Raw genomic sequence first — 24,930 nt, forward strand, 5'->3', positions numbered from 1 at the left:
AGCCGATCATCAGACGCCGCGCGTCAACGCAAGCCCGACGACGATCGCTGCCACGGTCGCGAAAGCCGGATAGATCACCAGCAGGGCGGTGACCAGCGTATCCCTCGCCGTCGTGGTTTTCACCGCGTCGGCGGCGATGTCGAAAGGTCCGGCTGGCCGGCTGGCGATCAAACCGGATTCAGCACGGGGCAGCCGTGCCGCACCCGTGCGTACTTCGTCTCGATCGAGCGTCTGAAAATCGCCTGCCGTCGCCATGGCAAAGCCCCCTAGCCTGATGCGAAATCATCGGCCGCGATTGTGTCGGCACAATGCTGCGAAAATGGCGGAATTGTTTCGTTTTTGGTCTTGCTGCCACGCCCGTTAAGATGTCGTGAACGCAACCCGGCAGACGGTTCCAGCAACGCAGCCTGATCTTCATCAAGCCCTGTTGAACTGTGGCTCAGGATTTTTCGCTTGATAGGCTGGCGGCATTTCGTCCATCAAGCGCGGCGGCCCGCAACCGCCGCTCAAGGAGAAGTGCCACATGGCGCGCGATACAACGGATTCCCAACCTATCCAGGGAATTGACGAGCTTGCCGAATATCTCGCCGCAGGCTGCAAGCCGCGCGACAAGTGGCGCATCGGCACCGAGCACGAGAAGTTTCCCTTCTACATTGACGGCCACGCGCCCGTACCCTACGGCGGCGACAAGGGAATCCGCGCCATTCTGGAGGGGATGCAGCACAAGCTCGGCTGGGACCCGATCATCGACGAGGGGCGCGTCATCGGCCTGGTGGAGCCGACCGGCCAGGGTGCGATTTCGCTGGAGCCGGGCGGGCAGTTCGAGCTGTCCGGCGCCCCGCTCGAAAATATCCACCAGACCTGCCGCGAGGGCAACGCCCATCTGGCGCAGCTGCGCGAGATCGCCGAGCCGCTCGGCGTGCGCTTCCTGGGCCTTGGCGGCAGCCCCAAATGGTCGCTGGCGCAGACGCCGAAAATGCCCAAATCCCGCTACGAGATCATGACCCGCTACATGCCCAAGGTGGGCACGCAGGGGCTGGACATGATGTACCGCACCTGCACCATCCAGGTGAATCTCGACTTCGAGAGCGAAAGAGACATGCGCCGCAAGATGCAGGTGTCGCTGAAGCTGCAGCCGCTCTCGACCGCGCTGTTCGCCAATTCGCCGTTCACCGATGGCAAGCCAAACGGCCTGCGCAGCTGGCGCGGCGACATCTGGCGCGACACCGACAACCAGCGGTCTGGACTGCTTGAATTCTGCTTCTCGCCGGATTTCGGTTTTGCCGATTACGTCGACTGGGCGCTGGACGTGCCGATGTATTTCATCATCCGCGATGGCCGCTACCATGACATGACGGACGTAACCTTCCGCCAGTTCATGCAAGGCGGCGCACGCACGGAGATTCCCGACCCGGTGCCGACCATGGGCGATTGGGCGAACCACCTTTCCACGCTATTCCCGGATGTGCGGCTGAAGCGCTTCCTCGAAATGCGCGGGGCCGACGGCGGGCCGTGGCGGCGCATCTGCGCCCTGCCCGCATTCTGGGTCGGCCTGCTCTACGATGAGGCGGCGCTCGATGCTGCCGAGACTTTCACGTCGAACTGGAGCTACGAGGAAGTGCTGGCCATGCGCAACGCCGTGCCGGAACTCGGCATCGGCGCGCCATTTCGCAACACGACCCTGCGCGAGATGGCGCGCGACGTGCTGGCGATTTCCCGCGACGGCCTCAAGCGCCGCGGCCAGCTCAATCAGGATGGCTATGACGAGACCTCGTTCCTCTACACGCTTGAGGAAGTGGTCGCGCGCGGCACCACCAGCGCCGAGGAAATGCTCAACGCCTATCACACCCGCTGGGGCGGCTCCATCGAGCCGGTGTTCATGGAGTACGCCTACTGACTGCCGGCTGGCCGGCCTGCGTTTCACCCTTCAATCGGTTAGGGAAACACTCTAGGGTTATTTCCTGAGCAATCCGAGGAGGAACCCCATGCTTCCCTTGATCGACATGCTGGCCAATGCGCAGAACGGCCAGGGAATTGACCAGCTCGCCAGGCAGTTCGGGCTTTCGCAACAGCAGGCGCAAACCGCCGTCGAGGCGCTGATGCCGGCTTTCAGCCAGGGGCTGAAGCGCAACGCCTCCGATCCGTACGGCGTCAGTGCTTTCATGAGCGCGCTCGCCAGCGGCCAGCACGCGAAATATTTTGAGGACGCCTCGAAGGCCTTTTCCCCGCAGGGCGTGCAGGAAGGCAACGGCATACTCGGTCATCTGTTCGGCTCGAAGGACCTTTCGCGCGCCGTCGCCGCCCAGGCTTCGCAGGCGACCGGCCTCGGCCAGCAGACGCTGCAGCAGATGCTGCCGGTGATCGCCTCGATGGTGATGGGCGGCCTGTTCAAGCAATCCACCAACCAGATGCAGGGGGCGGGCGGCTTCGGCGGCAACAATCCGCTGGGGCAGATCATCGAGGAGATGATGAAGCAGAGCGGCGGCATGGGCGGCGGCCAGACCACCCCGCAGCAGCGCCAGGCGCCACAATCGCAAAATCCACTGGATCAGCTCGGTGACAACCCGTTCGGCAAGGTGCTGAAAGACATGTTCGGCGGCGGCGCCCAGCAGCAGGCACCGCAAGGCCGGACGCAGCAGCAGGCGCCGCAGAATCCGCTTGGCGACAGTCCATGGGGCAAAATCCTGCAGGACATGCTCGGCGGCCAGACGGGTGGCCAGGCAGGCGGTCCCGCCGGAACCTCGACCGGCCGCTCCGCGCCGCAGCAGCGGCGAGCGCCCGAGCCGGAACCGCAGCAGAACCCGAGCGGACGGCAGCGCAACCCTTACGACGACATTTTCGGCAAGATGTTCGAGACCGGCAGCCAGCAGCGCGACGACTACGAGAAGAATATCGGCTCCGTGTTCGACCAATTCCTGAAGGGCATGGACCGGCGGTAGTCGCGCACAAAAAAGCCCGGTCCGCGAGGACCGGGCCAGCAAGCAGGCTACCGGTTGTGGGGAACCGGTGGGAGTGTGGGGAGCCTGCGTAACTCTTGCCGCTTGGGCGACACCCGCGGCGATGAAACTCAAGCCACCTGCCGGGCGAAATCCTCGATGGTGCCGGTGCGTGCGCCGGTGATGCAACGAAGCTTGACCGTGGGATCGCTGCCGAACGGCACGTCGATGGCGACGTGCAGATCAGAACGGGTAAGTCCGATATCCGCGAGTTCCGCGTCGGACATCTCGCCGAGGCGATAAAAGGCGCGACGGTTTTTCCAGGCTCGGTAGAAATTGGCCACGGCAATGACTACGCGCGTCGCAACGGCCGGGCGCGAAGTGATGCGCGAGGTTTCGCCAGCGAAGTCATACGTCGTCATTGTCGTTCTTCCTCATCTCAGGGTCGCGAAAAGGCCTTCCGCCACGCGATGCGCGGCGGCTCCAATCCGATTCACATGGATTCATGTGGACGGTGACAATCTCCCACGGGAGAATTGATTAATCCAACGAATGTTTCTAATCTTTATCATCAACTGTCATGATGGATTAGATCGATGAAAGCGCCGCTTGATCTCGACCAGTTGCAGACCTTTGTGACCATCGCCGACACCGGCAGCTTCACCCGGGCGGCGGAGGAAGTGCATCGCACGCAATCGGCCGTCTCGATGCAGATGCGCCGGCTGGAAGAGCGGATCGGCAAGCCGCTGTTCGAGAAGGAAGGTCGCACCAACAAGCTGACCGAGGAAGGCGAAAGGCTTCTGTCCTACGCCCGCCGGCTGCTGTTCCTGAACCGCGAAACGCTTGCCGCCTTCGACGACACCCGCCTGGAAGGCACGATCCGCATCGGCACGCCGGACGATTATGCCGACCGCTTCCTGCCCGAGATCATGGCCCGTTTCGCCCGCTCCAATCCGCGTGTGGAGCTGACGGTCGTCTGCGAGCCGACGCCGGGCCTCGTCGAGCACATCAAGCGCGGCAATCTCGACCTCGCTCTGGTGACGCACAACGACGCGCGCGGCCAATCGGAAGTGGTGCGGCGCGAGCCGTTGCTGTGGGTCACTTCGGCCAACCATGCGACGCATGAGCAGGAAGTGCTGCCGATGGCCTTCGGCCGGCCGAACTGTATCTGGCGGCGGGCTGGTTGCGACGTGCTCGACGCCATGAACCGCGACTACCGCATTCTTTTCACCAGCTTTTCCGCCACCGTCATCACCGCCGCGGTGCTTTCCGGCCTGGCGATCTCGGTACTGCCGGAATGCGCGCTGCGGCCCGGCATGCGGGTGCTGGGCGAAGCCGACGGCTTCGGCGCCCTGCCCGATTGCCGCATCGGCATCATGCGCGGCCAGACCAGCCGGCCGGAGATCGTCGATGCGCTGGCGCGGCACATCTCGGAGAGCCTTGACAATATTTCCGTGCCGCTTGGCGAGGATGCCGGCAGCTTCGATTTCGCCCTGCTGGCCGCCGCCAGGATGAAACGCGGGAAGCCGAACCAGCTTGTGCCGGGTTGGTAACACGCAGCATGAGCTGCCCTTGACGGACCGGGTCCACGGGCGGTCAATCGCGCCATGAGCGAAGCAACCGAATCACGCACAAACGCCACCGAATATACTGTGAGCGAGATATCCGGCGCCTTGAAGCGCGCGGTCGAAGACCAGTTCGGCCATGTGCGGGTGCGCGGCGAGATTTCCGGCTATCGCGGCCCGCATTCGTCGGGCCACGCCTATTTCGCGCTAAAGGACGACCGCTCCCGCCTTGAAGCTGTGGTGTGGAAAGGCACGATGAGCCGGCTGCGCTTCCGCCCTGAGGAGGGCATGGAGGTGATCGCCACCGGCAAGCTCACCACATACCCGGGATCGTCCAAATACCAGATCGTCATCGAAAGCCTGGAGCCGGCCGGCGCCGGCGCGCTGATGGCGCTGCTTGAGGAACGCAAACGCAAGCTGCAGGCCGAAGGGCTTTTCGACCCGGCGCTCAAGCAGCTTCTGCCCTACATGCCCCGCGTGATCGGCGTCGTCACCTCGCCGACCGGCGCGGTGATCCGCGATATCCTGCACCGCCTGGCCGACCGCTTCCCGTTGCATGTGGTGGTCTGGCCGGTGCGGGTTCAGGGCGAGACGGCAGGCGCGGAAGCGGCCGCGGCCGTTGTAGGTTTCAACGCGCTGGCGGAAGGCGGATCGATCGCGCGGCCCGATCTTCTGATCATCGCGCGTGGCGGCGGCAGCCTGGAGGATTTGTGGGGGTTCAACGACGAGGCGCTGGTGCGCGCCGTCGCCGCCTCCGACATTCCGGTCATCTCGGCGGTCGGGCATGAAACCGACTGGACGCTGATCGACCTTGCGGCGGACGTCCGCGCGCCGACACCAACGGGCGCCGCCGAGATTGCCGTGCCCGTGAGGGCAGACCTCGAAGCGACGCTCGCCAATCTCGGCGCGCGGCTCAAGGCCTGCACGGCAAGAACTGTGGACCGCAAGCGGCAGGCAGTGCGGGCTGCGGCGCGCGCCCTGCCCTCGCCCGACCAACTGCTGGCCGTACCGCGCCGCCGGTTCGACGAAGCGACGGGCCGGCTCGGCCGCGGCCTCACGGTCGGCGTTCATCGCAAGCGGGCGCGGCTCGATGGCGCGCGGCTCTCGACCGCGACCCTGATGCGGCGTATCGCAGAATGGCGCAAGTTGACCGAGCGGGATGTGCTGCGGGGGCAGGCTGCCTTGCGCGGCATAGCAAACACGAGGCGGGCGGAACTGCGTCGCGCCTCCGATCAATTGCCGAAATGTGCAAAAGCAGCCCTGGCGCGAAAACGGCAGCGATTCGACGCCGCGCAGGCCCGCATCAGTTTGCAACCGCTGCAAAGATCGAGACGAGAGGCCGCGGACCGGCTGACAAGCGCCGCGCGCCGGCATGAGCAAGCGCTGACCGTGCGGATGGAACGCTTAAGGGCGAGGCTGACACAGGCCGACCGGCTGCTCTCGACACTCAAACTATCGGAACAGTCGATCCTCGAGCGCGGCTACGCACTGGTGCTCGACGATGCGGGCAAGCTGGTCAGGCGCGCCGCGGAAGTCGTGGTGGGCGGCGGGCTGGAACTTCGCTTTGCCGACGGCGCCATACATGCCGTGGCAGCAGGGGACGCCGAAGCGACGACGGCAGCGCCGCCGACGGCAAAACCGCGCCCAAAGCCGAAGGACCCCGGAAACCAGGGGTCGCTGTTCTAGGCTCAGACTCTAACGTGGAAAATCGCGACAGGCGGTTGGTGGCATGTGTCCCGGCATCAATGACGCAGGGGTATTCCGCGTCTTGCCTATCCAGCTTTCCGGAGCGGATTCTTGTCGCCGGACTGTTCGGCCTCGACGGCGTCTTCCAGCCGCGAAGCGATGAGCTCCTGAATGTCGCCGACTTCCTCCTGGATATCCTCCAGCGGGATGCCGGCCTCAGCCGCCTTGGCGCAACACTCTCTCGCGAGCGCCTCGGCCTGCTTTTCTATCCTGATCGGTTCGCTGGGAGCTTGGCATTTCTCGCCAATCCACTCCTGAAGAAACTCGATCGCATGTTCGCTCATAATGAATAACCTGCTCCGGTTACGCCACTTTGATCGCCGTAAACGTACGGCATCTCAAAAGGATGCCGCCCGGCCAATTGAATCCGAGTCGCCACGGCGAGGCAACCCGGCAAGCCGGATTTAAGGTACGAAGCCCGATTGAAGTCGATTTCCAAAGTCAATTCAGTTCCTTGGGAGGTGGTACCGTTGGCTGGGATCGAACCAGCGACCTCCGGATCCACAATCCGGCGCTCTAACCATCTGAGCTACAACGGCGCAAGCGCCTGAGCATGATCAACGAAGCTCTGTCTTCGTCTGCCGCTCCTTCAATCGGCGATGCGTCACTTACGAACAATCGGACATAAATTCAAGGCTCTTGGAATGCCAAAAAGGCGTAGCACCCATGCGCCTGCAAACAGGCAAAGAAAAAGGCCGGCGGGAGGAGGTGCCGGCCTTTTTCTATAAATGGCCAGCGGGAGGTGCTGGCCGCTATCCCGGCGGACGGAGGGAGGAGGAACCGCCGGCCGGGTATTCACAATTGCCTCTGCGGCTTCAGGCGACCTTGAGGTCCTTGAACGCCTTTTCGAAGGCGGTCTTGATCGGCTTGGAAACATCCTCGGCGGCCTTGGTGCCGGCAGCCTGCAATTCCTTGGCCTGATCGACGGTCATTTCAACGCGCTTGCGCAGGAACGAGGTCTGCAACTCAACGACTTCGGACAGCGACTTGGCGCCAAGAAGCGCTTCGAGATGCGAGAAATTGGCTTCCGTGCTGGCACGAAGGGCGGCGATCGCCTTGAGCGAAAAATCGTTGGAAACGCCCTTTACGGTCTCGTAGGTGTTTTCGAGCACCTTCTGGGTTTCCTCGGCGCCGGTCTTCAGCTTGGCATAGGCTTCCTTCGACTGCTCGACGCCCTTCTCGGTGAAGGCGCGGAACTGATCGGTGGCCTTGGCGGCGTCGAAGCTCGGGAACTCAACGGTATCGGCGGTCTTGATCTTGGACATTTTCCATCCTTTTCGGCGTCAGCGGCTTTGGCAGAAAGCCGTCTCGTTCATGTATGATGGGCAATATAAGGCAGTTTATGGTGCAATGCAATATTTTTGTTGCGCTGCACCATAATCACAGGTTTCCACCGTTAACCACGTGCCGAATTTCCGCCGCGGGCGTAGACTGCCTTGTGGACCTTCGGGCCGCAGGCTTTTATTAACAAAGTGTTAACTGCACCGTTCCGATTTGCGAGAGCCGCCGAAGCGCATGCCTTCAGAAAGCTACTCTTTCCTTGATGTCACCGTGCTGGACGCGGTGCGGAAGCGTTTCGCCGCCGGCGATGCGCTGGCTATTCTGTCGACTGACATGGAGGAGGTCATCTGGGCCAATGGTCCGGGGGCGGCGCTCTTCGGCTATTCCGACATTGAAAGCATGGTCGGCGCTTCGCCGCACCTGCCGCCAGTGGCCAAACGGCATATCCTGGCTGTGGAAGGTTTCCCGGACATCGGCGTCGACCATCCGATCACGGTGCGGCTGGCCGGCGGCATCATGAGCCGCACCGTCGGTTTCATGGCCAGCGCCATGACGCTGCCGGACGGCGAGAAGGCGATCCTGCTTGCCGTACCCGCGGCGCAGGCCGGGTCTTCCGGTGCGCCGGATATGAAGCGCCGTGCTCTCAGCGGCTTCACACAGAAGGGGCAGTTCCTTGCCTTTGTCGACGGCAATGGCGACATCGAGGCGGCATCGACCGGTTTCGAAGCGCTCGCCATTCCGCGCGCCACGCTGGCGAGGCTGGTGGCCGAGGTGGCTTATCAAAGCGACCGTATCGTCAAACGCCTGATCGCCGCAGGCGACAGAAGCTACCCGTCGGGTCTCGCGCGGCTTGCCGACGAACCCGTGCGCCACCTCCTGGTGGTTATCGACGAGGAGCAGTTGGCCGACGAGGACGAGACGAAAGAGCCGTTCCAGACGCAAGCCGAGACTGCCGAAGCCGGCAAGGATCGATCAATACCGCCAAGCGTGGGCACAAGCGATCCGGAAACGGCGCCGCAATCTGAACCGGTGGCGCAGGCCGCAGGGGGCGCTGCGCCAGCCGATGCCGGTACGTCATCGAAACCCGGAAAAAGTACGTCAGTCGGGGCCGGGCATCACGACCATTGGTATTTCAGCGAAGAGCGAGGCGATCCGACGCCATCCGACCCGCAACAACCTTCGGCGACCGAGGAAAAAGCCTCCGCGGATGGTTCGAAGATCGGCCACGAGGACGGAGAACCGGCGATAGCCGGTTCCGGGACAACTGCGGACGAGGGCGAACCCGTCATGGCAACCCATGCTCCTGAAACCATCGATAAGAAGGTCGAAGAACCTGCTCCCACGATCGATCGCAACGCAACGCCTCGGCGCTTCGTCTGGCGCACGGACGCGGAAGGGAGGTTCAGCGCCGTCTCGCCTGAATTCGCCGCTGCTGTCGGACAGACGGCTGCCGACGTTCTGGGCCGGCGCTTCAGGGACGTCGCAGTCGCCTTCGGGCTCGATCCGAGCGGCGAAATCAGCGGCCTCCTGGAACGGCGCGACACGTGGTCGGGCCGCTCGGTGCTCTGGCCGCTGGCCGGAACCGGGTTGAAGGTGCCCGTCGATCTGGCGGCGTTGCCTGTCTATGGCCGCAGCCGGACCTTCGAAGGCTTCCGCGGCTTCGGTGTCGCGCGCCCCGGCGATGCCGTCGATGACCCGGAGAAGATCGGGCTGGCGCTGGTGCCCAATGCAGCACCCGATGGCGAACAGAATGGCGGCCAACCGGCGCAGCCGGACAACACCTCGGGACCACTGGCACCACCGCCCCACGGCGAAGCGTCGCCGGACGACCCGTTCAAGGGTGAAGTACCGGCATTGAGCATCGTGCCGAAACAGGACCGCCGTTTTGCCGACAAGGTCATCAGGCTGGCCGAGCACCGTCAGCCCGCCAACGACAAGGGCCTTTCCACGGTCGAGCGCAGCGCCTTCCGTGAAATCGGCGAGCGACTGAAGAAAGACAACGGCGCCATCCCGGCGGAGAAAAAAGAGACAGCATCCGGGGAGACACCCGCCGAAAGCGGGGTGGAAAACACGCGAGTCGATATCGAGGCTGGTTCGGAACCGCATCTGGCGGACACGGCAGCGCTGGAACCGCATGGTTCCGCCCCAGGCGAAAGCGCCGAGCCCGTTGCACCCGCGGCGCCTACGGCATCAACGGAGCCCGCCGAGGGAGATCCAGACCGGGATTTGCGCACCCCCGCGACCGAGCCCGGAAAATATGGCGGCGGTTCGCTGCTCGATTTTGCCGAAGAGGAAGACGCCGGCGCGATCGACGACGGCGCGAACCTCGACGAGATCGACGACACAGAGAATCAGGCAGACCTCGCCAGGCTGGACGGGGTCGATTCCCCGTCGAATTCGAATGACCGGCAATCCGGTCGCTCCCTGCTGGATTTCGCCGACGATGATGACAGCACCGCCGCCGCCGATTTCCGCGATGCGCGCGACGACGAAACCCTGCCCGTCGAAACGACGGCCGCCACGCCAGACTACGATGAGCGCCCTGCGCGCCAGTCGCCGCCCCTGCGCGCCGAAGGGTTCCTGCCCTCGGCCTTTGCGGCCACAGGCTCCGATACCTCGCTGATGGCCAGACTGCCGGTGCCGGTGCTGATCCATTCGGGAGATGCGCTGCATTACGCCAACGAGGAATTCTTCGCGCTTACAGGCTACAAGTCCCTTGCCGGGCTGGAGGCGGTGGGTGGCCTCGATGCCCTTTTTGTCGATCCTTATACCGACGATACCGCCCTGGATACGGCGGATCGATCCCTGCGGCTGAGGACGGCTGACGGACGAGAACTGCCCGTCGATGCGCTGCTTCGCTCGGTGCCATGGCGCGACGGCAAGGCGTTGATGATGGTGATCCAACCGACGACTGAACCGAACGGCAGCGTCGAAGGTCCGTCCTTCGCGGCAAGCAGCGCCGGCGTTACGCAGCCAGACGTTTCCGAACTCAAGGCGCGTGTCGCTGAAATGCGCACCATCATCGACACCGCGACCGACGGTGTCGTCCTCATCGATCCGGAAGGCAACATCCAGTCGATCAGCCGGCCGGCGGAGGCGCTTTTCGGCTTCGACAGCGACGATGTGGCCGGCAAGCCGTTCGCATCGCTGTTCGCCATCGAAAGCCAGCGCGCCGCACGCGATTATCTCGCCGGCCTTTCCGAACCTGGCGTGGCGAGCGTGCTCAACGACGGACGCGAGGTCATTGGACGCGAGGCGGAAGGACGTTTCATTCCGCTGTTCATGACCATCGGCAGGTTGCCGGAAGACAGCGGTTTCTGTGCCGTGGTGCGTGACATCACCCAGTGGAAGCGCGCCGAGGAAGACCTCACCCAGGCCCGCGCCGTCGCCGAACGGGCTTCGTCGCAGAAGACCGATTTCCTCGCCCGCATCAGCCACGAAATCCGCACGCCGCTCAACGCCATCATCGGTTTTTCGGAATTGATGGTGGACGAGAAGTTCGGCCCGGTCTCGAACGACCGCTACCGTGACTATCTGCGCGACATCAACCGTTCCGGCAACCATGTGCTGGATCTGGTCAACGACCTTCTGGACATTTCCAAGATCGAAGCCGGTCAGCAGGAGATGGACTACGAGGCAGTGTCGCTCAACGACACGCTCGCTGAAACCGTGGCGCTGATGCAGCCGCAGGCCAACCGCGAACGTGTCATCATCCGCTCCAGTTTCGCCTCGCGCGTGCCGGAGGTGGTTGCCGACCTTCGTTCGATCCGCCAGATCGCGCTCAACGTGCTGTCGAACGCCATCCGCTACACGCAAGCGGGCGGACAGGTGATTGTGTCTACCGCATATGAAGCCTCCGGCGACGTGGTCATGCGGGTGCGTGACACCGGCGTCGGCATGAACCAGGCGGAAATCGAACAGGCTCTGAAACCGTTCAAGCAGATCAATGCGCTGCGGCGCGGGCGCGGCGACGGCACCGGCCTTGGCCTGCCGTTGACGAAGGCTATGGTGGAGGCCAACCGGGCGCGGTTCACCATCAGTTCGACACCTGGCGAGGGGACGCTTGTCGAGGTCGCCTTCCCGTCGACCCGCGTTCTTGCCGATTGAACGCAAGCCTAGGAATACAAAAGAAAAAGGCGCCGCAAGGGCGCCTGAAGTAGGGGATTTGTCACGACGGGCCTGAGTGAAATCGGTCCGCCAAAGCGGAAACGGGATTTCTCCCTCAAGTTACGTGCGACTATCGAGGCCGGAGCTTAACAAAACCTTACCGGTCCGCCGGAAAATTTACGAATGTGTACCACTCGTGAAATCTAGGTAAATTTCGGCGACACCATTCGTTAACCATATTGCTACCGCCGCATCCGGCTATGTCGCCAGTTCCGACCTGTCGCGGAACAGCGCAAGTGCCTCGGGATTGGCCAGCGCTTCCTGGTTCTTGACGGCCCTGCCATGGACTACGTCGCGCACGGCAAGTTCGGTGATCTTGCCCGACTTAGTGCGCGGAATGTCCGCAACGGCCAGGATGCGCGCCGGGACATGGCGCGGGCTGGCGCCAGTCCTTATCTTGTCGCGGATGCGTTTCTCCAGGCCGGCATCGAGTGTGACGCCTTCCGCTAATCTGACGAAAAGCACCACCCGCACATCGTCCTCGAAATCCTGGCCGATGCAAATGGCCTCGGCGATCTCCGGCAGTTGCTCGACCTGATTGTAGATTTCAGCCGTGCCGATACGAACGCCGCCGGGGTTCAGCGTCGCGTCAGAGCGGCCGTGGATGATCATGCCGCCATGCGGCGTCCATTCGGCGAAATCGCCATGGCACCAGATATTGTCGAAACGCTCGAAATAGGCGCCGTGATATTTCGTGCCGTCAGGATCGTTCCAGAAACCGACTGGCATGGATGGGAACGGCTTGGTGCAGACCAGTTCGCCCTTCTCCTCACGAATGGGCCTGCCGTCCTCGTCCCAAACATCGACGGCCATGCCGAGGCCGGCGCCCTGTATCTCGCCTTCCCACACCGGGAGTATGGGAACGCCGAGCACGAAGCAGGCGACGATATCGGTGCCGCCGGAGATCGAGGCAAGATGGATGTCCTTCTTGATCCCGTCATAGACGAAGCGAAAGCCTTCGGGCGAAAGCGGCGATCCCGTCGACGAGATCGTCCTCACCGCGGTGAGATCGTGCGTGCGGATCGGCTCGAGCCCTGCCTTGCGGACGGAATCGATGAATTTCGCCGATGTGCCGAAATAGGTCATCTTCTCCGCGTCTGCGAAATCGAACAACGCGTTGCCGTCGGGATAGAAAGGCGAGCCGTCGTAGAGCAGGAGCGTGGCGCCGGACGCCAACCCCGAAACCAGCCAGTTCCACATCATCCAGCCGCAGGTGGTGAAATAGAAGAAGCGGTCGCCCTCCATCAGTCCGGCGTGCAGGCGATGCTCCTTCAGGTGCTGGATCAGTACGCCGCCGGCGCTGTGGACGATGCATTTGGGAATGCCGGTCGTGCCCGACGAAAACAATATGTAGAGCGGGTGCGAGAAGGGAAGCCGTGCGAACGAAACCGTCTTCGCCGTGAAAGGCGCAAGCGCGTCTTCGAGCGCCGCGCCGTTCGGGATCGTCGCCGCCACGTCGACGGATGTGCCGAGATAGTCGACGATCAGCACTTTGCGGACCGTGGGAAGCCTGGCGGCGATGGCAGCGACCCTGGCGCCCGTTTCCTGAGGCTTGCCGTTGTACCAGTAACCGTCCGGCGCGAGGAAGACGACAGGTTCGATCTGGCCGAAACGGTCGAGCACGCCCTGCTCGCCGAAATCGGGTGAACAGGAAGACCACACAGCGCCGAGCGAGGCAGCCGCAAGCATCGCCGCAACCGCCTCGGGCATGTTCGGCATCATCGCCGCGATGCGGTCGCCCTGCTTGACGCCCAGCGAGACAAAAAGCTGCTGCAGCCTCGAAACAAGCGCGTGGAGGTCGTTCCAGGTAAGCCGGCGTTCGATCTTGTCTTCGCCGCGGAACACGATGGCCTCCGCAGCGCCCTGCTTGCGAAGCAGGTTTTCGGCAAAGTTCAGGCTGGCGTCGGGAAAGAAGGCGGCGCCGGGCATTTTCCCGCCGTCGATGAGGACGCGGTCGCCTTTGTCACCGACCACGCCGCAGTAATTCCAGATAAGGTCCCAGAAGCGCTCGCTCTCGGCGATGGACCAATCATGCAATTGTGCGTAGGAGGACAATTCCCGCCCGGCCATGGCGCTGGCCGCCTGCATGAAATCCGACATGGACGCCGTGGCGATCTGCTGCGGAGACGGAACCCAGAGAGGTTTGTCGGACGTCACATCGCACTCCATGCTTTCTTCCCGGCCTAAAAGCACAAAGCGCTACTGAGACGCAAGGCTCGCGCCAGTCAACGTGCAAAAACGCAAAGCCGCCATGGCCGGGTCATAAAGACTTGTAATGCGTCAGGCACGGGTTACACCTTTGCGGCGATTCTCGGCGAGACGATAACAGGCGCGATGTCATCAGTTTTTATCCGGCGCAGCTTACTGGCGATCGGCTTTGCCGTGGTCGTCGCCGCGTTCGCGCTGGTGGCCCTGCCCTATTTCGCGTCAACGCGGATCGTGCGCGACCGCATCGCCTGGGAAATGAGCGCCTGGAGCGGTTTTCGCGTGGCCATCGACGGCACCCCGCAAATCCAGGTCTGGCCGAAATTCCAGGCGATCTTGACCGATGTGACGCTGTCGAAGTGGTCGGAACCCGACAGTCCGCCCGTCATCGATGCCGAACGGGTCGAAATCGATCTATCGGCGATGGCGGCGCTGCGCGGCGACGTGGTGTTCTCGACCACCCGGCTGATCAGGCCGACACTGCGGGTCGAGCACACTGCCCAGGGTTTTTTCCTGCCTGCCCTGCCGACTGGCGGACGCATCACGCGTTCGATCGACACCGCGCGCGACGTGGTCGAGGCCAATCCGGCGAACCCCGATACCGGCCGGCTGCCGAACGATCCGTTCGGCACAGTCGAATTCCGGGATGGGCGCGTCATCACCGCCGCCGACGGCAAGGAAACGGAAATTCTCACCAGCCTCAACGGCCGTGTCGGCTGGGCGACGCTGAATGGCGGCGGCACGGTTTCGGCCAACGGCATATGGAATGGCGAAAGCGTGTCGGTCGATATCGCGTCGGCGAAACCGCTGCTGCTTCTTGCCGGCGGCACCGCGCCTCTGACCGTTTCGGTGAAATCGACGCCGGCTACATTCTCGTTCGATGGCACGGTCAATGTGTCCGAAAACTCCTACATCGACGGCCTGGCCAAATTCTCGGCGCCGTCGCTGCGCAGGGCTCTCGACTGGTCCGGAACGACCACGGCTTCGGGGGCTGCTATCGGGGCATTATCCGTATCGAGCAAAGTCAGCGGCGGTATGGGCAGGATCAAGCTGGACAGCACCGAGATCAGCCTCGACAAGAACCCCGGCATGGGCGCGCTGGACTTTTCGTTTTCCGAGCCGGTACCGGTTGTCGCCGGAACACTGGCGTTCGAAACGCTCGATCTGAGCGCCTTTCTGGCCGCTTTTACACCGATTGCCATGCCCGGAAGCCCAGCCCCACAGGAGCCGTCCGGCATGGGCAACACAGCGCGCGTCAACCTGGATCTCAGATTGTCAGCCGCCAGCGCCAGCGCCGGCGCGGTTCAGATGACCGATGTGGCGGCGACAGCGCAGGTGAAGGACAGCCTTTCCGTGTTCGATATTTCCGACGCGACGGCCTTCGGAGGCACGATTCAGGCCAGCCTGCGCTTCGACCGCAAGCCGGAAGGCACGCAGGCGGAGATCAAGCTGCTGGCATCCGACATCGACGGCGCGGCCTTCGGCGCAGCGGCAGGAATGCAACGGCTGGTGCCGACGGCGAAGGGCACCGTTTCCGTGATCCTCAAAGGACCCGGCAGGACGTGGGACGGCATCCTCGAAAATGCCGATGGCTCGGTCAGCGCCAATTTCGGTTCCGGCTCGCTCGGCGGACTGAATTTGCCGGAATTTCTCAAGCGCAGCCAGGAAGGCGGCTTCTTCCCGCTCAACGAGGTCGCCGACGGCAGCGTCCCCATCGACGGGGCCGAGCTCAAAGCGACAATCTCCAAAGGCGTGGCGCGGCTGGACAAGGCCGAAGCGAACTCGCCACAGCAGAAGATCTGGCTATCCGGCATCGTGCCCTATGCCGGACGTGGGCTCGCCTTGTTCGGCGGAATCGTGCCGCGCAATCCGCCGGCGCCGCCGGCCGAAGCAGCGAACGGCCCGCCCGTCGGCCGTCAGGCAACCTTCTTCGTCGGCGGAACCTGGAACACGCCGTTCATCTCGCCGATCAATCGCGAGCAGACAGCCAACTAGCCCCTGAGAACAGGATCAGCCGCGCAGCGCGATCTGCTCGTCGCGCAGACGCTGGACCTCGCGCTGCTTGTTGACGACCGAGGCGATGACGACGCCGGTGGCCACCAAGCCGATCAGGATGGTGCAGGCGGCGTTGATCTCCGGCGTCACGCCGAGACGGACCTGGCTGTAAATCTTCATCGGCAGGGTGGTGGCGCCCGGACCAGACGTGAATGAAGAGATGACAAGGTCATCGATAGATAGCGTGAAAGCCAGCATCCAGCCCGAGACGATGGCTGGCAGGATTACCGGCAGCGTGATCTGGAAAAACGTCTTCACCGGCGGGGCGCCGAGATCCATGGCCGCCTCTTCCAGCGACCGGTCAAAGGTCAGCAGCCGCGACTGCACCACCACGGCGACGAAGCACATCGAGAAGGTGATGTGGGCGAGCGTCAGGGTGAAAAATCCGCGATCGAGATTGACGGCGACGAACAAAAGCAAAAGGGAAAGTCCGGTAATGACCTCCGGCATGACCAGAGGCGCAAAGACCATGCCGCTGAACAGAAGCCGGCCCTTGAAGCGTGTATAGCGGGTCAGGGTGAGCGCGGCGAGCGTGCCGAGAACGGTCGCCACGGTTGCAGATATCAGCCCGACCCGGATGGTGACCCATGCCGCGTCCATCAAGCCCTGGTTGTGGAACAGCGAGACATACCATTTGGTCGAGAAGCCGCCCCAGACGGTGACGAGTTTCGATTCATTGAAGGAGAAGACGACCAGCAGCACGATTGGCAGGTAGAGAAACGCGAAACCGAGCACGATGGATGCGATGTTGAAGCGGCTCCAGACGGCGTTCATGGCCTATCTCCCCTGTTCCTGGGCCTTGGCCTGCATGTGCTGGAAAAGGACGATCGGCACGATCAGGATCAACAGCAGGACGACCGCCACCGCCGACGCGACCGGCCAGTCGCCATTGGAATTGAATTCGTTCCACAGCGTCCTGCCGATCATCAGCGTCCGCGAGCCGCCGAGCAGGTCGGGAATGACGAATTCGCCGGCTGCGGGAATGAAGACCAGCAGGCAGCCGGCGACAACGCCGGGCAGCGACAGCGGGAAAGTGATTTTCCAGAATGCCGTGATGGGCGGACAGCCAAGATCCTGCGCCGCCTCGATCAGCGAATGGTCCAGCTTCTCCAGCGACGAATAAAGCGGCAGCACCATGAACGGCAGGTAGGAATAGACGATGCCGATGAAGATCGCGGCGTAGGTGTTGAGGATGACCAGCGGCTGGCTGATGACACCGACGGACAGGAGAAACTGGTTGAGGAGCCCTTCGGGCTTGAGGATGCCGATCCAGGCATAGACCCTGATCAGAAACGAGGTCCAGAACGGCAGGATCACCAGCATCAGCAGCGTCGGCCGGATCGTCGCGGGCGCGCGCGCCATACCGTAGGCGATGGGGTAGCCGACCAGGAGCGCCAGAACGGTGGAGATCGCGGCAACGACGACGCTGGAAATGTAGGCGTTGAAATATAGAGGGTCGCCGGCAAGCCACAGATAGTTCTCGAAATCCAGCTCGCGCAAGCCGGCGAGCAGGGAGCCAAAGCCTTTTGAGATATCGAATGTCGGGACATAGGGCGGCATCGCCCTCGCCGTATCCGACAGGGAAATCTTGAAGACGATGACGAACGGTATGAGGAAGAAGAAGAGCAGCCAGACATAGGGAACGATGATCACCAGCCGGTTGGCGATCGACTGGAGAAAGCTCGTGGGCGGTCCGCTGGAAGGCGTTGCCACCGTGCCGGCCGTTGCGGTTGCGTCCGTCATGGTCGCCTCCTACCGCGTCAGCACAATACCGGCATTCGGCCGGAACGAGATCCAGGCGCGGTCGTCCCAGGTCAGCGGATCGTCGATTTCGCGCGTCGCGTTCAGCATGGAGGCCCGCACCATCTGCCCGTCGTCCAGCCGCACATGGTAGACGGTCATGTCGCCGAGATAGGCGATGTCGTAGACCTCGCCCTCCAGCGCATTGACGGCATCGGCCGGCTTCTTCGACGACACCCTGATCTTCTCCGGCCTGATGGCGAAGGCGACGTCTGCGCCGGCAACGGCATCGGCAGCATTCTCAACCAGAATTTGCGCGCCGCTGGCGCCGGTGATGCGCGCCGTGTCTTGCGTGCGATCCGCCACCGTGCCCTCGAACATGTTCACATTGCCGACGAAGTTGGCGACGAAGCGCGATGCCGGCGCCTCGTAGACCTCGGCCGGCGTCGCCACCTGCATGACCTGCCCCTTGTCCATGATGGCGATGCGGTCGGCCATGGTCATCGCCTCTTCCTGATCGTGAGTGACCACGACAAAGGTCAGACCCAATTCCTGTTGCAAATCCATCAGTTCGAACTGGGTTTCCTCGCGCAGCTTCTTGTCGAGCGCGCCCAGCGGCTCGTCGAGCAGCAGCACCTTCGGCCGTTTCGCCACCGAGCGCGCCAGCGCCACACGCTGGCGCTGGCCGCCGGAAAGCTGGTGCGGCTTGCGCTTGGCGAATTGCTCGAGCTTGACCAGCCTGAGCATCTCGGCGACGCGCTTGTCGATTTCCACGGCAGGCATCCCTTCCTGCTTCAGGCCGAAGGCAATGTTCTTTTCCACCGTCATATGCGGGAACAGCGCATAGGACTGGAACATCATGTTGACGGGCCGCCGATAGGGCGGGATGCCGCGCAGATCCTGCCCATCGAGCAGGATGCGCCCTGAGGTCGGCTCTTCGAAACCGGCCAGCATCCGCAACAGGGTCGACTTGCCGCAGCCCGAAGCGCCGAGCAGCGCGAAGAACTCGCGCTCGAAAATAGCCAGCGAAAGATCGTTGACGGCGATGAAATCGCCAAACTTCTTGGTGACGTTTTCGAAGACGATATAAGGCTTGGCGTCAGGATCGTTCCACGGGGCGAATTTCCGGCGGATGCTGCCAAGCGATTTCATGTCCCACTCCGTCCTGCCTTGCTCCGTCAAAGGACGAACCCCGACGATGGACTGCCGGGGTTCGAATCTGATCGCTTATTGGCCCGTAACGATTTTCGTCCACGACCGGGTGATCAACCGCTGCGATTTCGGATCGTAGGGCTTGACGGTGAACAGCTTGGCCATGGTCGCCTCGTCCGGGTAGATCGCCTTGTCGTCCAGCACTTCCTTGTCGATGAAAGGCTGCGAGGCCTTGTTGCCGTTGGCGTAGAAGACATAGTTCGAGGACTTGGCGATGACTTCCGGCTTCATCATGTAGTTGATGAAGGCGTGCGCCTCCTCGACATGCTTGGCGTCGGCGGGAATGGCCATCTGGTCGAACCACATTTCGGCGCCCTCCTTCGGGATCACATAGGCGATGTCTACGCCCTGATCCGCCTCGGCGGCGCGGTCGCGGGCCTGGAACAGGTCGCCCGAGAAGCCGACGGCCAGGCAAATGTCGCCATTGGCCAGCGCGTTGATCATTTCCGAGGAATGGAACTTGCGGATGGAAGGACGGATGCTGAGCAGCAGTTCCTCGGCCTTGGCGATATCGTCCGGCGAGGTCGAGTCCGGAACGAGGCCGAGATAATTCAACGCCGTCGGAATGATGTCGGTCGGCGAGTCGAGGAAATAGACGCCGCAGCCAGCCAGCTTGGCGATATTCTCGGGCTTGAAGACGGAATCCCAGCTGTCGATCGCGTCGACGCCCAGCGCTTCCTTGATCTTCTTGGTGTTATAGCCAATGCCTGTGGTGCCCCACATGTAGTTGACGGAATATTCGTTGCCGGGATCGAACTTTGCGACGCGCTCGGACACCGCGTGCCACATGTTGGTGAGGTTCGGCAGCTTGGACTTGTCCAGCTTCTGGTAGACGCCGGCCTCGATCTGCCGCGCCAGGAACGGCGTTGCGGTGGGCACCACCACGTCATAACCGCTGCCGCCGGCCAGCAGCTTGGTTTCAAGAATCTCGTTGGAGTCGTAGACGTCGTAGACAACCTTGATGCCGGTTTCCTTGGTGAAATCGTCAACGATCGAAGAGTCTATATAGTCCGACCAGTTGAAGACATTGACCACGCGTTCCTGGGCCTGTGCGCCAAACGTGACCAGAACTGCGACGGCGGCCGCGGAAAGCCAAAGCGCTTTGCGGATCATGGAATTCTCCTTTTGAGATTGAGGCGTCTTCTCGCGACGCGAACCCCGCATGCACACGCCCTCGCACCGGCACAGCCGGGTTCAGGACGTGATGATCCGAGCGCGAACGGACCTACGCAGAAACTTGGCAAGATACGCCTGTCTGGTTGTTGCCGAGATTGGAGACTGCCCGCCGCGCCGCGCCATTGTCAATGACAAACCTCGGAGCGAGCGGGAGGGGGGACGGCTCGCCGACGCGACGGAGCAATTCACTGAAAATCGAAGGCGCTAAGCCCACTCACCATCTCGTCGAGACCGAGCGGCCGCGTCACCGGCGGCGCGGCGCGCGACAGGCAGCCGGTGCGTTCGCACAGGCGACAGGCAGGGCCGATCGGCGTGGCCTCCATGGCATGCTGGTCACGGTTCGAAGCCGCCCCTGACGACAGGGCGGAAAGCGCCCCGCCATATACGACGTCATTGCGGAAGCTGAGGTCACAGCCGAGCAGGATCGCGGTGCGGCGCGGCCGTTCGTTGAACGCGCCCTGTGGACCTTCGAGGGTGCGCGCGATGCAGAGAAAGCGGGCGCCGTCCGGCATCTCGACGGCTTCGACAAATATCTGGCCTGGCTGGGTGAAGGCTGCGTGGACCGGCAGCTTCGGACAGCCGCCGCCGAAGCGGCTGTGTGGAAAGCCCTGCGCGCCAGCGCGGCGGAAACGGTTGCCGGCATTGTCGACCTCCAGCATGAAGAACGGCACCCCCGCCGAACCAGAACGCTGCAGCGTGGTCAGGCGATTGGCCGCCTGCTCGAAAGACACGCCGAAACGGGAGCGCAGGACATCGATGTCGCAGCGGCTGCGCAGCGCAGCCTGCTGGAACGGCTGATAAGGCATCATCAGCGCGTGCGCAGCGTAGCGACCGAGCTCGAAACGGGCCAGCCGCCGCGCTTCCGCGCTGGCGAACTTCATCATCTGGATTTCCGCCGCGACCACGACGTCCATGCGGATGAGGCAGGCTTCCATCGCGATTTCACGCAGCCGGTCGAACGGCGAGAGGCGCTCCGAGATGAACAGGCGCTGCGAATGCCGGTCATAACGACGACGCCAGTTTGGCATTGTGGCGACAGGCAGCACCTTGACGACGATGCCGTGCTCGCGCCTGAGCCATGAGGCCAGCGCCGCCATCAGATCGTCGCCCGGATCGAGCAGAGCGGAAAATGCCTCAGCCTCGGCCTCGATTGCCGCAAAATGATTTGAACCGCGCTCGAAAACCTCCTGCACTTCATCGAGCGGCAACCGTGCGCTCGAGATGGCTGTGCCTCTACCCTCGCGCGCCAGCAGTTCGTTCAGATCGGACAGGCGCTCGGCTTGCTCGCGATAGGCGCGGAACAGCTTTATCACCGCGGCGGAAGCGTTCGGCGCGCCTTCGGCGATCTCGATGAGTTCCTGATCGCCCGGCAGTTCGCCTGCCAGCAGCGGGTCGGCGAAGACCTCGCGCAACGCCGCGATGGAGCCCCGCGCCTCTCCCTGCAATTCCTCCGGCTCGACCTTGTAGACCGACGCCAGCTTGAGGATGAGCTGGACCGTGATGGGCCTCTGGTTGCGCTCGATCAGGTTCAGATAGGAGGGCGAGATGCCCAGCCCCTCCGCCATCGCAGTCTGGGTCAGGCCCTTGGCGTTGCGGATGCGGCGGATACGCGGTCCGGCAAAGATTTTCTGTTCAGCCATATCCGTGCCTTTGACAGGTATTTACAGACCGCATCAACACTGAATCAACAACATGAATTTTACAATTGTGACAGATTTACAACGCCGTTCAGTAAAGCACAATACAGGTTTTCTCTAATTTTCTCGGCCATATCACGGTTCTTCTGGCCTTTTTGTCGCTTGAATGTCAATCAAGTCACAACATTCCACCGAGGCAGCACACTCGCTTTGCCTTTGAACAGTTCGATCGGAGAAACTTATGACCGATTTTTACAACCTCGTTCCTTCCGCGCCCGAAGGCCGCTTCGAAGGCATTGAACGGCCCTACTCCGCGGAAGACGTCAGGCGGCTGCGCGGGTCGGTCCAGATCCGCCACACGCTGGCCGAGAACGGCGCCAACCGGTTGTGGAAGCTGATCAACGAGGAGGATTTCGTCAACGCGCTGGGCGCCATGTCCGGCAACCAAGCCATGCAGCAGGTGCGCGCCGGGCTGAAAGCGATCTACCTGTCCGGCTGGCAGGTCGCCGCCGACGCCAACACCGCTTCGGCCATGTATCCCGACCAGTCGCTCTATCCCGTCAACGCCGCGCCGGAGCTGGTCAAGCGCATCAACCGCACGCTGCAGCGCGCCGACCAGATCGAGGTTTCGGAAGGAAAGGGCCTGTCAGTCGATACCTGGTTCGCGCCGATCGTGGCTGATGCGGAAGCCGGTTTCGGCGGACCGCTCAACGCCTTCGAGATCATGAAGGCGTTCATCGAAGCAGGCGCGGCCGGCGTCCATTTCGAGGATCAGCTGGCCTCGGAGAAGAAGTGCGGCCATCTCGGCGGCAAGGTGCTGATCCCGACGGCGGCGCATATCCGCAATTTGAACGCCGCGCGGCTGGCCGCCGACGTGATGGGGACGCCGACGATGATCGTGGCGCGCACCGACGCCGAGGCCGCCAAGCTTCTGACGTCCGACATCGACGAGCGCGATCGGCCCTTTGTCGACCAGGACGCCGGGCGCACGGTGGAGGGTTTCTATCAGGTGCGGAACGGCATCGAGCCGTGCATCGCCCGCGCCATCGCCTATGCGTCCTATTGCGACCTGATCTGGATGGAGACCGGCAAGCCGGACCTCGACCAGGCGCGGAAGTTCGCCGAGGCGGTACACAGGGCGCATCCGGGCAAGAAGCTCGCCTACAATTGCTCGCCTTCGTTCAACTGGAAGAAAAACCTCGACGACGCGACCATCGCCAGGTTCCAGCGCGAGCTCGGCGCCATGGGCTACAAGTTCCAGTTCATCACATTGGCCGGCTTCCATCAGCTCAACTTCGGCATGTTCGAGCTGGCGCGCGGCTACAAGGACCGGCAGATGGCTGCCTACTCGGAGTTGCAGGAGGCGGAATTCGCAGCGGAAGTCAATGGCTACACCGCGACCAAGCACCAGCGCGAGGTCGGCACCGGTTATTTCGACGCGGTATCGATGGCGATTACCGGCGGCCAGTCTTCGACGACCGCCATGCATGAATCGACCGAGCACGCCCAGTTCAGGGCGGCGGCCGAATAACAACCCCAGAGGAAACGCCCGAGAGGGCTTCGACAACCAAGGAGAAGAAAAATGGCATCGATAAGCCGGGTCAAGGAACGCACCGAGGAGCAATCATCGGCGATGAGCAGCAACCAGCAGGCGACGATCCGCATGCTCGCCAACGATCTGCACAGGCTGAACCAGTCGGTGATGAATGCGGTGGAGGCGGGCGTGTCCGTCGAACTGGTTCGCTCCGCGCGGCATCATGGCGGCGACGGCAATTGGGGCGATCTCCTGATTCCGGTGATCGTCACCCAGCAGACCGTCGGCTGACCTCCTGTCCTTTGATTTTTAAAACATATCACCTGAGACAATTGCCCACCAATTCAGGTGATATGTTTGTTTCTTTCGTCAAAAGCTCTCGTTCGAAAAAATGTGACCGGATGGCCCCGCCTATTTTTATGCACCCTTCGCAGGCGGTTCCGAGCTGCACTTGACATCACCAATGATCTCAACCATCTGTTCGCAAATCTCAACCTGACATTGAAAGTTAGTCTGACAATGCTGTTCTTGACAGCCAACAAAGACGACTAGCAAAGAATGCGGGGGTGAGGCGGGGGGATGATGGCTGATTTTTCCAGGGTTCTCGTCGTCGGCAGATCGCGGATCAATCTCGTCGTCGTCTCGAAGATCGTCGAACGGTCCGGCATGAGGCCAATATCGGAAACGCCCGAAATGGCCTCCAAGACCCTCAAGACCCTTGTGCCTTGCGCCGTGGTGCTCGACGGGGGTGCAGACAACAGGGATTGCGACGCGCTTCTCTCGGACCTCGAGGCGATGCGTCGCGCGTCCGGCAACAAGCCCTCGGTCATCCTGCTTTCGACCAAGACCGGAGCCGACGGCGACATGGAAGTCTCCGGCGTGATCGACGCGGTCGTCGCCAAGCCGATCACGCCCGAACTGCTTCAGCCGGTGCTCAGCCGGCTTGCCGGCCAGCACCGGTAGCTGCTTACCCAATCTCCCGGACAATCTCCGGAAGTTGACCAAGGTCGGGAATCTGCCTGAACCGTGGCGCATCCAGCGGCGGCTCGACCTGTTCCAGAACCCAAGTCAGATCGTGCGGGACATGTATGGCCCAGCTTCCGGCCTCGATGGCCGGTATGATGTCCGATTTGACCGAATTGCCAACCATCATGCTTTTCCGCGGACCGTCGCCGTGACGGGCGAAGACGCGCGAATAGGTCTCCGGCGTCTTGGCGCTGACGATCTCCACAGCCTCGAACAACTCGCCCAGTCCCGATTGCGCCAGCTTGCGCTCCTGGTCGAACAGGTCGCCCTTGGTCACGAGCACGAGCCGATACGTTCCGGCCAGCGCCTCCAGCGCCTCGCGCGCGTGCGGCAGTATCTCGATCGGATGCGCCAGCATTTCGCGCCCGGCAGCCAGAATCTCGGCGATGCCGGCGGCAGTGATCCGGCCTTCCGTCACTTCGATGGCGGTTTCGATCATCGACAGGGTAAAACCCTTGATGCCGAAGCCGTAGACACCGATGTTACGCTTCTCGGCCTCGAGCAGGCGGTGCGAAACATGCTCTTCGCCGGCATAGTCGGCAAGCAGTTCCGTCAGGCGCTTCTCAGTGAATTGGAAGAACTGCTCGTTCTGCCAGAGCGTGTCGTCGGCATCGAAGCCGATTGTGGTCAGATTCCCAGATTTCATCGAA

General features: G+C 62.6%; 20 protein-coding genes and 1 tRNA gene. 9 read left to right on the top strand and 12 right to left on the bottom strand.

Annotated elements, in window-relative coordinates:
• Positions 1 to 9: 9 nt before the first annotated feature.
• On the bottom strand, positions 10 to 255 hold the full coding sequence (locus tag J2X35_RS08705) for a hypothetical protein (RefSeq protein ID WP_310183964.1): 246 nt from the start codon (positions 253 to 255) through the stop codon (positions 10 to 12).
• 268 nt (positions 256 to 523) lie between these two features.
• On the opposite strand from J2X35_RS08705, the gene J2X35_RS08710 reads away from it, so the two are divergent.
• Positions 524 to 1,897, top strand: coding sequence for a glutamate--cysteine ligase (locus tag J2X35_RS08710; protein WP_056115062.1), 1,374 nt, complete (start codon positions 524 to 526; stop codon positions 1,895 to 1,897).
• Positions 1,898 to 1,985: 88 nt separating this feature from the next.
• Positions 1,986 to 2,939 (top strand): DUF937 domain-containing protein, encoded by a 954-nt coding sequence (locus J2X35_RS08715; protein ID WP_310183966.1) that lies wholly within the window; start codon positions 1,986 to 1,988, stop codon positions 2,937 to 2,939.
• A gap of 128 nt (positions 2,940 to 3,067) precedes the next feature.
• Here J2X35_RS08715 and J2X35_RS08720 read toward each other — a convergent pair whose 3' ends face one another.
• Positions 3,068 to 3,358 carry a DUF1127 domain-containing protein gene (locus tag J2X35_RS08720; RefSeq protein WP_056115056.1) on the bottom strand — a complete coding sequence of 97 codons (291 nt, stop codon included), beginning with the start codon at positions 3,356 to 3,358 and terminating at the stop codon, positions 3,068 to 3,070.
• A 174-nt stretch (positions 3,359 to 3,532) separates the two neighbouring features.
• On the opposite strand from J2X35_RS08720, the gene J2X35_RS08725 reads away from it, so the two are divergent.
• Positions 3,533 to 4,489, top strand: coding sequence for a LysR substrate-binding domain-containing protein (locus J2X35_RS08725; protein WP_056115053.1), 957 nt, complete (start codon positions 3,533 to 3,535; stop codon positions 4,487 to 4,489).
• A gap of 54 nt (positions 4,490 to 4,543) precedes the next feature.
• A complete protein-coding gene (gene xseA / locus J2X35_RS08730; RefSeq protein ID WP_310183971.1) occupies positions 4,544 to 6,187 on the top strand; it encodes an exodeoxyribonuclease VII large subunit in 1,644 nt (547 codons plus the stop codon).
• An 86-nt stretch (positions 6,188 to 6,273) separates the two neighbouring features.
• Here xseA and J2X35_RS08735 read toward each other — a convergent pair whose 3' ends face one another.
• The 3 genes from J2X35_RS08735 to J2X35_RS08745 all read right to left on the bottom strand — a co-directional run bounded on the left by J2X35_RS08735 (position 6,274) and on the right by J2X35_RS08745 (position 7,512).
• Complete coding sequence (locus tag J2X35_RS08735) at positions 6,274 to 6,531, bottom strand: DUF768 domain-containing protein (RefSeq protein WP_056115047.1); 258 nt, start codon at positions 6,529 to 6,531, stop codon at positions 6,274 to 6,276.
• A 178-nt stretch (positions 6,532 to 6,709) separates the two neighbouring features.
• A tRNA-His gene (locus J2X35_RS08740) sits at positions 6,710 to 6,786 on the bottom strand.
• Between the two features lie 276 nt (positions 6,787 to 7,062).
• On the bottom strand, positions 7,063 to 7,512 hold the full coding sequence (locus J2X35_RS08745; RefSeq protein WP_056115044.1) for a phasin: 450 nt from the start codon (positions 7,510 to 7,512) through the stop codon (positions 7,063 to 7,065).
• A gap of 250 nt (positions 7,513 to 7,762) precedes the next feature.
• Here J2X35_RS08745 and J2X35_RS08750 point away from each other — a divergent pair, with 250 nt between their 5' ends.
• Complete coding sequence (locus J2X35_RS08750; protein ID WP_310183973.1) at positions 7,763 to 11,635, top strand: PAS domain S-box protein; 3,873 nt, start codon at positions 7,763 to 7,765, stop codon at positions 11,633 to 11,635.
• 258 nt (positions 11,636 to 11,893) lie between these two features.
• Here the strand turns inward: J2X35_RS08750 and J2X35_RS08755 are convergent, their stop codons facing one another.
• Complete coding sequence (locus J2X35_RS08755; protein WP_405023216.1) at positions 11,894 to 13,795, bottom strand: acetoacetate--CoA ligase; 1,902 nt, start codon at positions 13,793 to 13,795, stop codon at positions 11,894 to 11,896.
• 234 nt (positions 13,796 to 14,029) lie between these two features.
• On the opposite strand from J2X35_RS08755, the gene J2X35_RS08760 reads away from it, so the two are divergent.
• On the top strand, positions 14,030 to 15,895 hold the full coding sequence (locus tag J2X35_RS08760) for an AsmA family protein (protein ID WP_310183978.1): 1,866 nt from the start codon (positions 14,030 to 14,032) through the stop codon (positions 15,893 to 15,895).
• A 15-nt stretch (positions 15,896 to 15,910) separates the two neighbouring features.
• Here J2X35_RS08760 and J2X35_RS08765 read toward each other — a convergent pair whose 3' ends face one another.
• From J2X35_RS08765 to J2X35_RS08785, 5 genes are all read right to left on the bottom strand, one after another.
• On the bottom strand, positions 15,911 to 16,729 hold the full coding sequence (locus J2X35_RS08765; RefSeq protein WP_310183981.1) for an ABC transporter permease subunit: 819 nt from the start codon (positions 16,727 to 16,729) through the stop codon (positions 15,911 to 15,913).
• A gap of 3 nt (positions 16,730 to 16,732) precedes the next feature.
• On the bottom strand, positions 16,733 to 17,698 hold the full coding sequence (locus J2X35_RS08770; protein WP_310183984.1) for an ABC transporter permease subunit: 966 nt from the start codon (positions 17,696 to 17,698) through the stop codon (positions 16,733 to 16,735).
• A gap of 9 nt (positions 17,699 to 17,707) precedes the next feature.
• Positions 17,708 to 18,847: an ABC transporter ATP-binding protein gene (locus tag J2X35_RS08775; RefSeq protein WP_310183987.1), complete on the bottom strand. Its 1,140-nt coding sequence runs from the start codon at positions 18,845 to 18,847 to the stop codon at positions 17,708 to 17,710.
• Between the two features lie 75 nt (positions 18,848 to 18,922).
• A complete protein-coding gene (locus tag J2X35_RS08780) occupies positions 18,923 to 20,020 on the bottom strand; it encodes a polyamine ABC transporter substrate-binding protein (RefSeq protein ID WP_310183989.1) in 1,098 nt (365 codons plus the stop codon).
• Positions 20,021 to 20,268: 248 nt separating this feature from the next.
• On the bottom strand, positions 20,269 to 21,723 hold the full coding sequence (locus J2X35_RS08785) for an XRE family transcriptional regulator (protein WP_310183991.1): 1,455 nt from the start codon (positions 21,721 to 21,723) through the stop codon (positions 20,269 to 20,271).
• Positions 21,724 to 21,961: 238 nt separating this feature from the next.
• On the opposite strand from J2X35_RS08785, the gene aceA reads away from it, so the two are divergent.
• The 3 genes from aceA (at position 21,962) to J2X35_RS08800 (ending at position 24,217) form a co-directional block, all read left to right on the top strand.
• On the top strand, positions 21,962 to 23,251 hold the full coding sequence (gene aceA / locus J2X35_RS08790; protein WP_310183993.1) for an isocitrate lyase: 1,290 nt from the start codon (positions 21,962 to 21,964) through the stop codon (positions 23,249 to 23,251).
• A 51-nt stretch (positions 23,252 to 23,302) separates the two neighbouring features.
• Positions 23,303 to 23,545, top strand: coding sequence for a hypothetical protein (locus J2X35_RS08795; protein ID WP_056115015.1), 243 nt, complete (start codon positions 23,303 to 23,305; stop codon positions 23,543 to 23,545).
• Between the two features lie 291 nt (positions 23,546 to 23,836).
• The gene (locus tag J2X35_RS08800; RefSeq protein WP_310183995.1) at positions 23,837 to 24,217 is read left to right on the top strand and encodes a response regulator; all 381 of its coding nucleotides are present in this window, start codon (positions 23,837 to 23,839) and stop codon (positions 24,215 to 24,217) included.
• Between the two features lie 4 nt (positions 24,218 to 24,221).
• Here the strand turns inward: J2X35_RS08800 and J2X35_RS08805 are convergent, their stop codons facing one another.
• Positions 24,222 to 24,926 (bottom strand): HAD family hydrolase, encoded by a 705-nt coding sequence (locus J2X35_RS08805; protein ID WP_310183997.1) that lies wholly within the window; start codon positions 24,924 to 24,926, stop codon positions 24,222 to 24,224.
• Positions 24,927 to 24,930: the final 4 nt, after the last annotated feature.

The organism is Mesorhizobium sp. BE184, assembly GCF_031457045.1.
GTDB lineage: Bacteria > Pseudomonadota > Alphaproteobacteria > Rhizobiales > Rhizobiaceae > Mesorhizobium.